Here is a 13714-nt window from a genome sequence, read left to right as displayed (position 1 = left end):
CCTCTCACCCTCCTCACGATAGCGAATTTTCCAGTGATTCAAGGTGGCGTGAAACCACACTTCACAGGGAGAGGTTCTACGAATGTCACTTTGATGAGGGTAAATTCTGGAACCCGCTTTGGGCTTAGATTTCTATCCTAGCAGGCTTACCCACTGACGAATACCACCCGAGCTACCGATGCGGTAGCGACGGAGTTCTCTGGCAGCAATGACTCCTTTGGGCGGTTGCAGCCCAAACCAGTTAGGATACTTGCCAACCGTCTGAATAAAATCTTCCTCGTGTAAGTCGCAACTAAGTCATCACGCCCGACTCTTTGTTCAATCTAAAACACTACCCCTTTCGACAATTGGCTCAGCCGCTTGTAAACAGGGATGAGGCGATCGCCCTCCAGTTCTACCGAGGTAGCTGGATAGTGACGAATAGCTCCTAGTAGCGTGACTTCACCAGTTTGCTCGATCGTCACCGCCAAAGCAGTACGCAACGCCTGTTGGTCGAGTTGTTGAGCGGGAGGATGAACGACTGAGCCAACTTGGTCGAGCAAGATTGGTCCTGCCCAGCTAGATAGCAAGTTATTTAAAAAGGCTGGCTCGGCTTTTAATCCGGCGGTTAATGCTTTGCGAGCTACTGCGGGGTCTTGTTTGGCTGTCTTCAAATAAGCTTCTAGTGCTGGGGTAGTCTTGCCAGTTTTCACAAACTGATTTAACTGTTGAACAGAAACTGCTCCCCGAAAGCCACCGTACTTTAAAAACACCTGTTCGGCTGCATTTACTCCAGTGCTGTAAAGTAAAATACCGCTACTGACTCCCAAAACGACTAATTGGCTAAATAACCGATTAGCCCTCCAGTACTTTAACCAATTGATTCGTTGAAAAGTCTGCATCTTGGTGAGATATCTTTGCGATCGCATTCTTTCACTAGGATAGCTAGCGAAAGCTGAAACTTGGATTGGTCGCTCGCGTCCGGTGAGACATGATACGCAAGCTACTACTATTGGAATGGATGGTTGAGTTGGGCATGAATTTCGGCTTGACTGTAGAATATTCAAGTCTTTTGGTAACCTACACTGCTAGAGTCCTAATGCGTTTTGATGATTAGCTTTGTGGGATGCAACTGCATGAGTTTTTGCCACTAGAGCAAATCCGAGCGGCACAACCGCCCAAATCGCGTCTATTGCCCAATCCTTTCTTCTGTTATGCTTTGCCTGAAAATGTCGCACATGATGCTCCCACTATAGCTTTACAGTTACAGTGAAAAGACGAGGGGTGCTATAACGAGGGGACAGGGGCAGCGCACTTGCTCCTCAATGAGGGGATGTGGCGCACGTAAGTGGCTCCCCAACTCATCGGGGGATGGAGGGAACGAACCTTCTCCTCTGAAGTATTGCATTACCAAGAGTATCGACGCACAAATGACGGAATTATTCAGTCGCGATCGCCAATCGATAGCCAACTCCTCACCCCTAGCAGATCGAATGCGTCCCCGCACGCTCGATGAATTTGTCGGACAAGACCACGCGATCGCCCCTGGTCGTCTCCTACGCCGAGCGATTGAAGCCGACCAATTATCTTCTGTCATTTTTGCTGGATCACCTGGAACTGGAAAAACTACCCTAGCCAGAATTATCGCCAATACGACTCGCGCTCACTTTATCGCTATTAATGCCGTACTTGCGGGAGTCAAGGAAATTCGGGCAGCGATCAAAACTGCTCAAGAGCGAGCTAGCGAACGCAAACAGCGCACGATCCTGTTTGTCGATGAAGTCCACCGCTTTAATAAGTCGCAACAAGATGCGCTGCTGCCGTGGGTAGAAAATGGCACAGTTATCCTAATTGGCGCAACGACTGAAAATCCTTTCTTTGAAGTCAACAAAGCCCTCGTCAGCCGAAGAGCGGATTTTCCAACTCAAACCCTTGGGCGATCGCGACTTAGAGCAAGTTGCCCAACAAGTACTGTCCGACTCAGAGCGCGGCTATGGCAAACTCAAAGTCAAGCTAGAACCGGATGCCCTAGCTCACTTGGTCAATGTTGCTAATGGTGATGCCCGCTCTTTGCTCAATGCATTGGAGCTAGCAGTAGAAACTACACCTCCAGGCGATCGGGGAACGATCCACATCGTTAAATCGAACCGTAGATTGGTCTACTACAGTTGCTTTTCTCAAGGCGATCGCTCGATGAAGATGCGCTCTTGAGCGATCGCACTCCCTAGAGTCAGGAAAAAAACCCCGCGATCGCTTCACAGCAATATCTGTCGTTTATGTTTCTAGTTTTTTGACATAGGCTGGACGTAGTGTCAATGTATTGAGTAAAGATTGGTCCGCCGTCCAGAATTCGGCTTCTTCTAGCTCGGCGACTGCCAAAAAAGCAGCATCATAGAGTGTTGCAAGGGAAAACTGTTCGGCGATTGCCCATGTTTTGGCGCGAATAGTATCGCTATCGAGGTAGTCTACAGGCATTTGGCAGAAGTCATCATAAAATCCTTCTGCCTGTGCCGAAGTCATTGCTCCCAACCTCACTTTTTTTCGCAACACTGAACCCACTTCCGTCCAAGCAAACGCCGGAGCAACCAAATGCACGTTTGATGTTAGTAAGGGAACGATTAAGTTTCTGGCTTGAGGTTGCAATGGCTCAGGTACAAGATAAGGAATCCAAACACTGGTATCAATACACTTAGTCACGCCGTCCCTCCGAAGCTCGCAACTGATGAATTAAGTCCACAGAGCTTGGCTGGATACCTGTTTGGGCTTCTACAAGAGCACTACGAGCTATAATCCGCTGATGAGCTGCCAGAGAACGCCGCCGCCGCACTTCACGAGCGATCGCTTCGACAACCATCTCGTTAAAAGACTCGCTGCTCTCTCGCAACTGCCTTGCTTGCTCAAGTAGCTCCGCAGGAATACGAATGGTTACAGCTTCTCGTTCCATAGTTGTCTTGATACACTTTGATGTGTAGTCATACAGTGATATCGTATAGTGTAACCATTTTCTGCTTCAAGCTGCTACTACTATTTGCAACGGGTTAGCGATTGCTGTTAGAACCGTCCCGCTCGGCTTTTAAGAGAGCAGCAACAGTGAGTGACGAGCGTTATTTTCTCAAGGGATCTCAAATCTCCCTGTCGGTCACGGGTTCGCTGAAGGCGATTCTATAAAAAACTATCGTTTCTTTCTACTAGCATTGTGAGAAGAAGCTAGATCGGTGACAAATCAGCAAACATTTGATACAGAAATGGTATAATAATTATACAAAAATGGAATTTGAGTTTGACGAGACTAAGAGTCAATCCAATCGCGAAAAACATGGAATCGATTTTGTCGAGGCACAAGAATTATGGGAAGACTCTCAAAGGCTAGAAATTCCCGCACGGACGGAGGATGAACCTCGATATTTGGTTATCGGAAAAATTGGGGACAAGCATTGGTCGGCTGTTATTACCTATAGAAATGTAAAAATCCGCATCATTTCAGTGCGGCGGGCGCGTCAAGAAGAGATGGCAATATATGAAAGCAAGTGAATTTGACCAGAAGTTCGACAAGGGCGAAGACATTAGCGAATTTCTCGATCTAGCGGCAGCACGTCGTCCTGGATACGAGCAAAAAAGGGTGAACGTGGATTTTCCCGCCTGGATGATTGAAGCACTAGATCGGGAAGCAAAGCGTTTGGGTGTAACTCGTCAATCGATTGTCAAAGTCTGGATTGCAGAACGTTTGGAAAAATGCCCTCATAGGTAGGTCTACAACAGGCGATAAAATGCGATCGCCCAAACAGAATTAGCAGAAAAATTGAATCAGTTTAGGAAACTAATTCTAGTAATGTCAGGAAATCTTGAAATTGAGATAGATTTGAGATATTAATAGTTGAGAATAGCTGGAAGCTTTACGCCGCATCAATTACAGACTTCTATCATCTGCGATCGCACCGCAGAGGTCAGGGGTTCGAGTCTCCTATTCTCCATCGCCTGTAACCCTTTCTATTAAAGGGTTTTGTAGTTTATCAGCCTAACTTTGTTTACGAGTTCATTCTCAATAAGCAACCCAAAAATGGGTACAGATCGAGATATCTAGAGCTGGTGTCGATTAACAGGGTTGTTTGTCGCTTTAACAAATTAATGTTATCCGATCGTCAACTGCTGAAAACAAGTTGGCTCTGGGAGTTGTAGTTTTTTGAGCATACTTCACAAGGCGCGGTTGAGCAATCGCTTCAACAACTGATACCATTTTGAGCTGACTGCGCCACGGAAGAGCCCCCCAACCCCCCTTAACAAGGGGGGCTATGAGCGACCGATTTAGTGCAAGGATAAATAGAATTGGTATGAAACCGCTTGTGCTGCAAGGTTTTCTCTTTCGATGACATCAATCTGTTAAGACGGTAAATAATTTGTTAACCAACATCAAGTGCGATCGCAGTATCTCCAAATTAAAGTTTCTATAAAGTCTCAGTAGACTACTGATTTTTTGACTTCAGTGAAATTTTCAATGACATTCTTTAGTGGAAGCAAATAGGATGTTGCACGTAGCAGATTAAATGCTATGTCAAGTAACGCGCTCCAGGTTCAAAGGTCAGATGTCTGTCCAAAAGCTGCTCAACCAATTACAAATTAGCCAGTTCATTCGAGAACTAAGGGCTTTGACGGGTTTAACCCAAGAACAGTTTGCTGCTCGGTTGGGCGTGACATACTCCTCTGTCAGCAGGTGGGAAAGGGGGCGTGGTATTCCTTCACCTCTGGCTGTGCAGAAGATTGAGGGAATGCTGCAACAGATGGGCGATCGCGGTAGGGAGTTGCTGGCTAAATATTTAGCTAGTTAGTCTTCCAGACAGATTGGACGAGAGCCTGTTCCACGTCTATAAACGGCTCAATTTTTATCACTTAAAAGTAATCAGGGATTGGTGGCTTATGGCTCTCACCAAGGAGCATTTGCGTGTAGTTATGACTAGGACGCAAGAGAATCGCGTTGAGGAATTGCGGAAAATTTTAGGATACCCAGTTAAAGAACTCGATCGCGAAGGTTCTCGGTTTTGGTATTTGCGTCCTGGTGAGAGTAAAGAGGATGCAGCTGATACTTGTCCGATCGCGGTTGGTTTTTATGCAGAATTGAATGATGGGAGCGATCGCGACATCAGGCAGTTTTTGACCGCACCAGAGCAACAAAACAATATTTACGGGCATTATGTTGGGCGGGTGACAACAGAGCAACCCGTAATGTATCTGCTCTTACCCGAAGCAAATCTGCAAGGGCGCGTGGTATTAATCTTACCAACTGAGGGAGGGTTACGACAGCGGCAGATTCAGACTTTTGAGTGGAGCGATCGCGAGTTACCAGGACGATTGAGCCGATTGCAACAGGGAACGGTACGCATAGCCGATCGCCTTACAGCTTTGATTCCCCAAGTTGATTGGGTGTTCTACCCAGGCGTGAAGACGGCTGAGAAGCTGGCGCAGTTGATGGCAGAAGTCGCCAGACGGATCGAACAAGCGATTCCCTCGGTTTATGAAACCGAAACAGCAGGGGGATACTTGCATAAGCTATTCGAGAGCTTTAGAAAGGAATTACTACCAACGCTCAAACTTCAAGCAGATAACGAGAAAGATTACAGCTTTGCAGATATCTACGCTCAGACTGTTGCCTACGGGTTGTTTACAGCAAGGGTGTTTGGTTTTCTCAAATTCAAGCGAGAGAGAAAGAATCTGAACGATCTGGAACCAGACTTTTACCGCGATAATGCTTGGGAATTTCTACCAGAAACTAATCCTTTCCTCCGTAAACTATTTGAAGATATCTCAAAACAACCACCCGAAGATTTGGGAGAGGATCTAGTTAGTGCTGTCTCAGAATTATTGTCAGTGTTAAGAGCAGCAGAAATGGATGCTGTACTATCAGATTTTGAGCAAAAGATCGGGCAAGAAGATATTATTATTCGGTTCTACGAAGATTTTCTCAAAGCATATAAACCACAGATGCGGGAACGGCGAGGGGTTTACTACACGCCGGAACCTGTGGTTTCTTATATGGTGCGATCGGTAGATATTTTATTGAAAGAGAAGTTTAATAAGCCTTTGGGACTAGCCGATCCAGAGGTGATGATACTCGATCCTGCTTGCGGCACTGGGACATTTTTATTGTGGATTTGTCAACTGATTTATCAGCGTTTTCAAGAGTTGCCAGAAGCACTTACGGAAGGATTAGCGGATAAGTCTTGGTCTGGTTATGTAAAAGAGCGGTTATTACCAAGAATATTTGGTTTTGAGTTGTTGATGGCTCCCTATGCGATCGCGCATCTCAAACTCAGTTTATTTTTAAAAGAAACAGGGTATCAGTTTAATAGTGGTAAGCGGCTAGGGATTTATCTAACTAACACGCTAGATGATGCAGTTAGAAAGACTGAAACTCTATTTGAGGAGTTCATTGCACAGGAAGCTGACCAAGCGACAGAAATCAAGCGTGACTTGCCAATTATGGTAGTTGTTGGTAATCCTCCATATTCAGCTAACTCTGCTAATACAAAAAAATGGGCAACTGATTTAGTTCGAGATAGCTATTATCCAAAAGATGAAATTAAAGAACAAAATCCTAAACTTTTATTAGATGACTATGTAAAATTTATCCGCTTTGCTCAATGGCGAATTGAGCAGACAGGTTATGGAATTTTAAGCTTTATTACTAATCATGGCTACTTAGACAATCCAACTTTTCGTGGTATGCGTCAAAGTTTAATACAGACATTTGATACTATTTATACTCTTGACTTACATGGGAATTCTAAAAGAAAAGAAAAAACTCCTAATGGCTCAAAAGACGAAAATGTTTTTGATATTCAACAGGGTGTAGCAATTGGTATCTTTACTCAAGTCCAAAAAAAATCTCAGAATATAAATACTACTTATCATACCAATTTATGGGGTAGTAGAGAAGCAAAGCATGAATGGTTGAATAAAAATGATATAGCGACTACAAAATGGAGTTGTATCAATCCCAAACTACCTTTCTCTCTTTTTTCTCCTCAAGATGTTTCTCTGTTACCGGAATATGAGCTTTGCTGGAAGATTACAGATGCCATGCCATTAAATTCAACAGGTGCTAGAACTCATCGTGACGATTTCGTCATGAATTTTGACTTGTCAAGACTTTACGATGGTATATCAAGCTTTAGAAATTTAGATATTTCAGATGTAGAAATCTCTGAAAATTACAATCTTAAAGACACTCGTGATTGGAAACTCAGTAAGAAACGACTCTCTTTAGCTAAAAACAAAGAATGGGAAAAATTCTTTACAAAGACTCTTTACCGCCCTTTCGATTTTAGACAGTACTATCATCACGCAGATGTGGTAGAGTTTCCAAGAAATGAAATAGTAGGTCATCTTTTAGTAGAATCTAACTTTGCTCTACTTTGGACTAGACCCCTTTCTCCAAGCTATGAATTTTCTATACTTGTAAGTGGTTATATTCCTCATCAGTGCGTTATTGGTAACAAAAATGCTGGTGCTGGTGCATCTTACATTGCTCCTCTCTACCTCTACCCAAACACTAATAGTTCTCTACAATTAGCCTTAGAAGAACAATCCCGACCTAATTTTTCTCCAGACTTCCTCAAAGACATCACCTCAAAACTCGGCTATACTCCCACCCCAGAAGCTATCTTCTACTACATCTACGCCATCTTCCACTCCCCCACCTACCGCACCCGCTATGCTGAATTTCTTAAAATCGACTTTCCTCGCGTACCCCTCACCAGCAGCGACAAACTCTTCCACCAGCTAGCTGCATACGGTGAAGAACTGGTATCACTGCATTTGATGAAATCTCCTAAATTAGACAACACAATTACCCAGTATGAAGATCGCGGTGGCGATCGAGTTGTTGATATTGCACCCAAATACCAGCAGGGTGACGTAATCATCAACAAAAAAGGCGACAGATTCACCGGAGTACCTGAAAACGTCTGGAACTTCTACGTTGGCGGCTACCAAGTCTGTCAAAAATGGCTCAAAGATCGTAAAGGGCGCACCCTTAGCGATGAAGACATCCTACACTATATGCGGATCGTCGTTGCCCTGCAAGAGACAATAGAGCTAATGGCAAAAATTGACGCAGCCATTCCTGGCTTTCCCATTCAATAAACTTCATCATGAGTACCAACGTCCAACAAAATTACAAGTATTTCACCGCTTTCTTCCTCCGTTTCAATCGCAAAGACAATACGACAGTCATACCCACAAGAACAAGATAGTAAACCCGATAATTTTCCTTCTAGCTTATGAGTACCCAAAGATGGATTGAATATGTCATCAGACAACGCAGTAATTGTTTCCTCAATCCGTACTTGCAACTGCGTATTACGGCGAGTAAATTTGCGGAACGCTCTCTTGAATTTACTGGAGATGACTATTTTACTCATTATTCATGAGTTAAGAAATTCTCGTAGTTCGGCGATCGCTTCAGAAGCAGTTTGCGCTTTTAGCTTACCTGCTCTGAATTGGGCTAAAGAAGCTGCGGCATCAGCAGCAATTTCATCTCTGCGCCGCTCTATTATGCGACGTTGTAGGATTTGTACCAGCATTTCCTGCTGTTCTAGTGGCAAATCCATTGCCTCATCCAAAACTTTATCTAGGTTTGCCATCACGCTGACTCAGAAATCTACATATTATTATGGATAAGTTTTAGATAACAGTAAAGAAACGTAAGGATTAACCCATGACTATTAAAAAACAACTACTTCAAGAAATAGAATCTACTCCAGATACTCTTTTGGCTGAAACGCTAGACTTTTTGCGCTTTTTGAAAACAAAACAAAATCTAGAGAAGTCAGAAGCCGCATCTACTGTACCAACCAAATTGGAAACAGATTCAACCAAAAATTCTCAACAACCCTATCGCCCTGCTTCTGGGCGTTCTATCCTCAGACACGCTGGGACGTGGGCTGGCGACGACTTTGAAGAGTGCCTTCAGCAAGTTTACGCCACACGCGGCAAAGCCAAATTTGAGTATGACCTTAATCCCTTTGAATAATGTACCTGCTCGATACGAACCACTGTAGCGCTATCATTTCAGGCGAACCAAACGTTATTCGCCGAGTCGCCCAAGTGGGAGAGTTGAATATTGCTACCTGCGTCATCGTGCAGGGAGAACTCACATACATGGTGGAAAAATCAACTCAAAAGGAAACTAATCGCGCTCGCTTGGCAGAATTTCTCGAAGATATACGTATCTATTTAGTTATAGATAATACCGCTACTATTTACGGACAACTAAAAGCAGCACTATTTAACCAGTTTGCTCCCAAAGAAAAAAGCAAGCGCCGGAAGACAAAAATTACCGATTTAGGATTTGATGAAAACGATCTCTGGATTACTGCTATAGCGTTGCAACACAGTCTTACCGTTGTATCAATCGATAGTGACTTCCCGCGCATTCAACAAGTAAGAACATTGTCAGTTGAATCCTGGCTTTAAATCCCCTCGCGTCCCTCTCATGCTTGAAAACGTTATCCAAGATCTCATTCGCAAACAACGCCCTTACTACCTACCCCAAGGTAATCCCATCAAGGGCATTGACAACCAACATTGGCTAGTTTTCAAGCACCGCGACGCTGACACCTTACTGAGGAATATCGTCACCTTTTTGGGTATCGGTGGCAAACACGCCACGCATAAACTGCTGCGGATCGATCCCAAACGCGCCAAAGTTTTCACCTACGCCCCCCGCTTCACTGGCAGCATCCCCAGCACCACGCTGCTGCGAACCAGTCCTCTCACTGAGATCGCCCCCTTCCTAGAATTAGAAAGCACCACAGAGGAAAAGACTTTACTTGCAGGCAGTTTCATTGAAGTCCAAAGCGATCGCCGCCGCAGATTCAACCTGCCAGACGAACTAGAGAAATACAATACCTTTATCGGTAACGTTTTAGAGCGCAGCCACATCTATCGGCGATCGACAGCATATTTTGACAGTGGGGTACTAAAACTGTATGAAGAACCGCTGCAAAAAATTATTCAAAACGAAGGTGAAATTCGCCTGCTACTAGACTGGCACGGCTTCACCAAACAAGCAGACATAGAAGAACTAGAGAAACTGCAAGATCCCGACTACCGCGCTCAATACTTCCACCGTACCCTGAAAGAATTTTTACAGGGATTAGCCGATCGCGCTTTTACGGGGACAGAAATTCTCGCCGAGTTAGTCCGGCTGGGATTTTTGCAAATCAAACTGGTAAAAATGGAATCGGGACGGGCGATTTACCACAAGAAAACGGGTATATTCAGCGATTCGCTCGACAATCACATCCTACACGAAGGTTCCGACAACTTTACGCGAGCGGCTCATGGCAGAAATGCCGAAAGCTTGTTATTTCTCTATTCCTGGGAAGAAATGGATGCAGAAGCGATCGCCGATAGCATCCGTCAATTTGATGCCGAGTGGCAGCGCCAAGACACCACCTTCGACCTGTCGCAAGAATTTTTACAACAGGTACTAGCCGAACGCGATCGCCGCGCTCAAGCCGATCGACCAGTCATCGAGGCGATCGCCCCTGACGAATTTACCCCTGGTGAAACAACCCCAGTTGAAATTACTGGTCGCAACTTAGATTTAGCGGACGAGATTACTGTAGCAGATAACGAACTCGTCAAAGTCACGATCGACAGCAAAGAGAAAGAACGAATCGTCGGTCGAGTTGAGGTAGATCCCCAACATCCACCGATTCCCCTCACAGATTTTCAAGTCAAAACCAGCACGGGCGTTTATCGTACCTCACCCAAGCAACCCGCAGCCGTCGAGAGATCGCTAGAAATTCCAGAATTTAGTGAAATTCTCGGATTCAAGCAAGCCGTAGAAACGATCCTCACCAGAAAGCACGGCACTCCCCAAGATTTTCTCTATTGGCTTGCCCAGCAACGCCCCCACCAATTCCGCGTCGAACGCAGCGATCTACTCGACGAACTACTCGGTCAAGATGTCCTATTCGAGCATCAAAAATCTGGGGCGCAGCACTGCTTGCGGGTAATGCAAGACTTTGGTGTTGCCGTCTGTGCCGATGCTGTCGGTTTGGGCAAGACTCGTTTAGCAGCTGCCGTCACCAGGTTGTATCGTCAACAAAACGTAAGTGCCAAGATCGCGATCGTCGCTGCTAAGAAACTCCATCCCAACTGGGAGCGAGAGATGGCTGAATTGGGCTTCAAACCCAATGAATACGAGCTTTACAACAAAAACTTAATGAGTCGTAAGGGGAATAACTTTCTCACGGACTTCAACCGTTACGGCGGTCCCGACTTAGTAATTATCGATGAGGCTCACGAAGGCATCCGCAACTACAACAACCGGATTCATAAAACCTGTGCGGCAATTCAAGCAAGCGATCGCGCAACGGGAAGACAACGCCATTTCCTCCTCCTGACTGCTACACCTTGGAACAACCGCCGTGCAGACATCTACAACATCCTTTCCCCTTTTCTCAGTCGTCCAGAAGGATTCAACGATCTAGGATTTCCCCCAGAACTAAGCCAATGGTTTCAAAATCGAGAAATTGGCGTAGAGAATTTCACCGACAACACAGAACTATTCCGCCGCACCTACCGCGAATTGTTTCTCCAGCGCACGCGGCAGATGCTACGCGATGCTACGCCAGACTTAAATATGTATGCCAAGCGGGTAGCAGAATGGTTGCCCGTAGAATTTGAAGCCAGTACCGAACTTGCACTCGATCGGATATTTACTTCCTTTGAAACTAGCTTGTTTATTCCCTTTGCCGACCCGATCCGTTATTTGCGCGGCAATGTCGAACAGCGCAGTCTCCTTCAAAACCAGCGCCGCTTTTTCCTGCAACGAGCAGAATCGAGTATGTATGCCCTCAACCGCACGATCCAAAACTTTAGCGATCGCATTCGGCAACTTCAGCAACGGTTAGAAAATGTCTCCCCCGATGCTGATGGTTTGAAAAAATTTCTGCTGTTGCACTACGGGTTCGAGTCTGAGAAAAAAGAAAAACAACAGGACTTCTCGGACTACGACGACAGTTTCGTCTGGGATGAAGACTACGAAGAAGACGAAGAGGATGAGGACGAAGAAACCCAGGCTCAACAGCAACACAAGCGGCAACAACTGCGGCGTTCGATTGACATCGCAACTGATGCACTGGGCAACGACTTGAGTAAAGCTCAATCCATTTACGACCGGATACTAGCTGATTGTGACAGCGACTTAGAGCAATTGGAGCAGATCCAGCAGCTTCTAGCAGGTGAAATCGCGATCGACCACAAGCGAGAGCAAGTGACCGGGAAAGTGCGAGAATTGGTGAGTCAAGGTCATAAGGTGCTGTTGATTTCCACCTTCTCGGATACAGTCATCGACTACTACCGTTACATGGCTAGAGATGAGGCGATCGCGGATCGAGGAATTGGGATGGCAATTGGTTCTACCAAGCGTTACTATCCCAGCCATTCTACTAACCCACTTGTTTTCAGTCCTAATAATGCTTCGCGAGGAACGCGCCAACTGACAGGCATGAAGCGACAGGAGATATTTCGGCTATTTGCCCCAGCCGCTACCTGTAAAGACCCAGCAGCAAGACCAAAGCCAGAGGCAGAACTCGCCGTCCTGATTGGATCGGAAACCCTATCTGTCGGGCAGAATCTCCAAGATGCCGATTATTTAATTAACATAGATTTGCCCTGGAACCCGATGATTCTAGAACAGCGAATCGGTCGGATCGATCGCCCCAAACAACGTCGAGTTGAAAACATCTATATCTATTACGCCAACAGTGAAAATCAACTGCTACGTCAAGCCAGTCGCTTGAGCAATCTACACAAGAAACTCGTCGGCGAACTTGCTCTAGACGAGCGACAAATCCCCACCATTTCTAGTATTGAGGCTTTGGGGGCTTCAATTTACGGCGATACACAATTCGATGATGAGGTATTACCTGGCTACATTGACTTTCTCAATAGCTTAGTCAAAGCGAGGCGGATGGAGCAGGGGAACTTACAAGAGGATACCTATCAAAAGCAAGAAACCAGCCGCGACCTTTACACCCACAACGAAATTCTCCATAGCGAGGAGTTAGGCAGGCTAGTTCAGCACTTAGGCGAAGATTATCAAGCCAATCCGATTGCTTTGGGGTGTCGTGCTGGTGAGAAAGAAGAACCTACCGGATTAGTAGCCCTGACAATTGAATATTTTGGACCCAATGGCGAACCAATTCCAGACCGCAAGCAGACTCTTTTCTGGAACGATCGAACCGGAGAAAAGGATGGTTACGGGATGGCGATCGCCACTGCCTTCAAAACTCCTCCCATAGCGGACGTGCTACCAGCCACAGATTTTATCTCTCATGCTCAAGAAATCTATCAACAATTGGTTGCCCTCAAACAACAGCGCCTTGCCCAGATCGAACAGCCAGAATCGCTAGAGAACATTAATATTACCAGCGATCGCATTAGCAGAATTAACCGCCGCGTCAGTCAACTCGATTGCTTCCCTGCTGGTATAGATCGAACTACGGTGAGGAAGACTTTTCAGAAATTGAATGCCTGGAAGGAGATGAAACAAGTACAAAAGCTGTTGCGGGATTACACGGATGGAGATAAAGCCAAATTAAACGATATCGATTTTGTGATTCAACTAGTGCAAGATGCTGACAAACTCAATCTCATTGCCAATGAGGGCATCCAACCTAGTATGTTACAAGTTTCTTTAGCCGCAATCCTGATTAGAATTTAACTA

Annotated in this window: 12 protein-coding genes and 1 pseudogene; 8 read left to right on the top strand and 5 right to left on the bottom strand. The window is 45.5% G+C overall.

Annotated features, from left to right (window positions below):
- Positions 1 to 323 precede the first annotated feature (323 nt).
- Positions 324 to 908 (bottom strand): alpha/beta hydrolase, encoded by a 585-nt coding sequence (locus tag M5J74_RS20265; protein ID WP_250012982.1) that lies wholly within the window; start codon positions 906 to 908, stop codon positions 324 to 326.
- Between the two features lie 501 nt (positions 909 to 1409).
- On the opposite strand from M5J74_RS20265, the pseudogene M5J74_RS20260 reads away from it, so the two are divergent.
- Positions 1410 to 2115: pseudogene (locus tag M5J74_RS20260) on the top strand (AAA family ATPase); the annotation flags it as partial.
- A 138-nt stretch (positions 2116 to 2253) separates the two neighbouring features.
- On the opposite strand, the gene M5J74_RS20250 reads toward M5J74_RS20260, so the two are convergent.
- Positions 2254 to 2676, bottom strand: coding sequence for a type II toxin-antitoxin system VapC family toxin (locus M5J74_RS20250; protein ID WP_250012979.1), 423 nt, complete (start codon positions 2674 to 2676; stop codon positions 2254 to 2256).
- Positions 2669 to 2923, bottom strand: a complete 255-nt coding sequence (locus tag M5J74_RS20245; protein WP_250012978.1) for a YlcI/YnfO family protein — start codon at positions 2921 to 2923, stop codon at positions 2669 to 2671. The genes M5J74_RS20250 and M5J74_RS20245 overlap by 8 nt, the downstream gene beginning before the upstream one ends.
- A 323-nt stretch (positions 2924 to 3246) precedes the next feature.
- On the opposite strand from M5J74_RS20245, the gene M5J74_RS20240 reads away from it, so the two are divergent.
- From M5J74_RS20240 to M5J74_RS20225, 4 genes are all read left to right on the top strand, one after another.
- On the top strand, positions 3247 to 3510 hold the full coding sequence (locus tag M5J74_RS20240; RefSeq protein WP_250012977.1) for a BrnT family toxin: 264 nt from the start codon (positions 3247 to 3249) through the stop codon (positions 3508 to 3510).
- Positions 3497 to 3727, top strand: a complete 231-nt coding sequence (gene brnA / locus M5J74_RS20235; protein ID WP_250012976.1) for a type II toxin-antitoxin system BrnA family antitoxin — start codon at positions 3497 to 3499, stop codon at positions 3725 to 3727. Before M5J74_RS20240 ends, brnA begins: the two co-directional genes overlap by 14 nt.
- An 832-nt stretch (positions 3728 to 4559) precedes the next feature.
- The gene (locus M5J74_RS20230; protein ID WP_250012975.1) at positions 4560 to 4802 is read left to right on the top strand and encodes a DNA-binding transcriptional regulator; all 243 of its coding nucleotides are present in this window, start codon (positions 4560 to 4562) and stop codon (positions 4800 to 4802) included.
- Between the two features lie 88 nt (positions 4803 to 4890).
- The gene (locus M5J74_RS20225; protein WP_250012974.1) at positions 4891 to 8115 is read left to right on the top strand and encodes a type ISP restriction/modification enzyme; all 3225 of its coding nucleotides are present in this window, start codon (positions 4891 to 4893) and stop codon (positions 8113 to 8115) included.
- Here the strand turns inward: M5J74_RS20225 and M5J74_RS20220 are convergent.
- Positions 8109 to 8393, bottom strand: a complete 285-nt coding sequence (locus M5J74_RS20220) for a type II toxin-antitoxin system YafQ family toxin (protein ID WP_015155588.1) — start codon at positions 8391 to 8393, stop codon at positions 8109 to 8111. The genes M5J74_RS20225 and M5J74_RS20220 overlap by 7 nt on opposite strands.
- A gap of 3 nt (positions 8394 to 8396) precedes the next feature.
- Positions 8397 to 8615 carry a hypothetical protein gene (locus tag M5J74_RS20215; RefSeq protein WP_250012973.1) on the bottom strand — a complete coding sequence of 73 codons (219 nt, stop codon included), beginning with the start codon at positions 8613 to 8615 and terminating at the stop codon, positions 8397 to 8399.
- Between the two features lie 74 nt (positions 8616 to 8689).
- Between M5J74_RS20215 and M5J74_RS20210 the strand changes: the two genes are divergently transcribed.
- Genes M5J74_RS20210 through M5J74_RS20200 form a run of 3 tightly spaced genes read left to right on the top strand, consistent with a single transcriptional unit; the run spans position 8690 to position 13711 of the window.
- Positions 8690 to 9004, top strand: a complete 315-nt coding sequence (locus tag M5J74_RS20210; protein ID WP_015155590.1) for a hypothetical protein — start codon at positions 8690 to 8692, stop codon at positions 9002 to 9004.
- A complete protein-coding gene (locus tag M5J74_RS20205) occupies positions 9004 to 9447 on the top strand; it encodes a type II toxin-antitoxin system VapC family toxin (protein WP_106166588.1) in 444 nt (147 codons plus the stop codon). The genes M5J74_RS20210 and M5J74_RS20205 overlap by 1 nt, the downstream gene beginning before the upstream one ends.
- 19 nt (positions 9448 to 9466) lie before the next feature.
- Positions 9467 to 13711 (top strand): helicase-related protein, encoded by a 4245-nt coding sequence (locus tag M5J74_RS20200; RefSeq protein ID WP_250012972.1) that lies wholly within the window; start codon positions 9467 to 9469, stop codon positions 13709 to 13711.
- Positions 13712 to 13714: the final 3 nt, after the last annotated feature.

Source organism: Chroococcidiopsis sp. CCNUC1 (genome assembly GCF_023546805.1).
Lineage (GTDB): Bacteria > Cyanobacteriota > Cyanobacteriia > Cyanobacteriales > Chroococcidiopsidaceae > Chroococcidiopsis > Chroococcidiopsis thermalis.
The sequence above is the reverse complement of the archived record's forward strand: the minus strand, read 5'-3'. Positions and strand labels throughout refer to the sequence as shown.

Excerpts from the sequence above, each read along its gene's own strand:
- M5J74_RS20210 (WP_015155590.1), top strand. The coding sequence starts at position 8,690 with ATGACTATTAAAAAACAACTACTTCAAGAAATAGAATCTACTCCAGAT.
- M5J74_RS20265 (WP_250012982.1), bottom strand. The coding sequence starts at position 908 with ATGCGATCGCAAAGATATCTCACCAAGATGCAGACTTTTCAACGAATC.
- M5J74_RS20240 (WP_250012977.1), top strand. The coding sequence starts at position 3,247 with ATGGAATTTGAGTTTGACGAGACTAAGAGTCAATCCAATCGCGAAAAA.
- M5J74_RS20220 (WP_015155588.1), bottom strand. The coding sequence starts at position 8,393 with ATGAGTAAAATAGTCATCTCCAGTAAATTCAAGAGAGCGTTCCGCAAA.
- M5J74_RS20215 (WP_250012973.1), bottom strand. The coding sequence starts at position 8,615 with ATGGCAAACCTAGATAAAGTTTTGGATGAGGCAATGGATTTGCCACTA.
- M5J74_RS20225 (WP_250012974.1), top strand. The coding sequence starts at position 4,891 with ATGGCTCTCACCAAGGAGCATTTGCGTGTAGTTATGACTAGGACGCAA.
- brnA (WP_250012976.1), top strand. The coding sequence starts at position 3,497 with ATGAAAGCAAGTGAATTTGACCAGAAGTTCGACAAGGGCGAAGACATT.
- M5J74_RS20230 (WP_250012975.1), top strand. The coding sequence starts at position 4,560 with ATGTCTGTCCAAAAGCTGCTCAACCAATTACAAATTAGCCAGTTCATT.
- M5J74_RS20245 (WP_250012978.1), bottom strand. The coding sequence starts at position 2,923 with ATGGAACGAGAAGCTGTAACCATTCGTATTCCTGCGGAGCTACTTGAG.
- M5J74_RS20200 (WP_250012972.1), top strand. The coding sequence starts at position 9,467 with ATGCTTGAAAACGTTATCCAAGATCTCATTCGCAAACAACGCCCTTAC.
- M5J74_RS20205 (WP_106166588.1), top strand. The coding sequence starts at position 9,004 with ATGTACCTGCTCGATACGAACCACTGTAGCGCTATCATTTCAGGCGAA.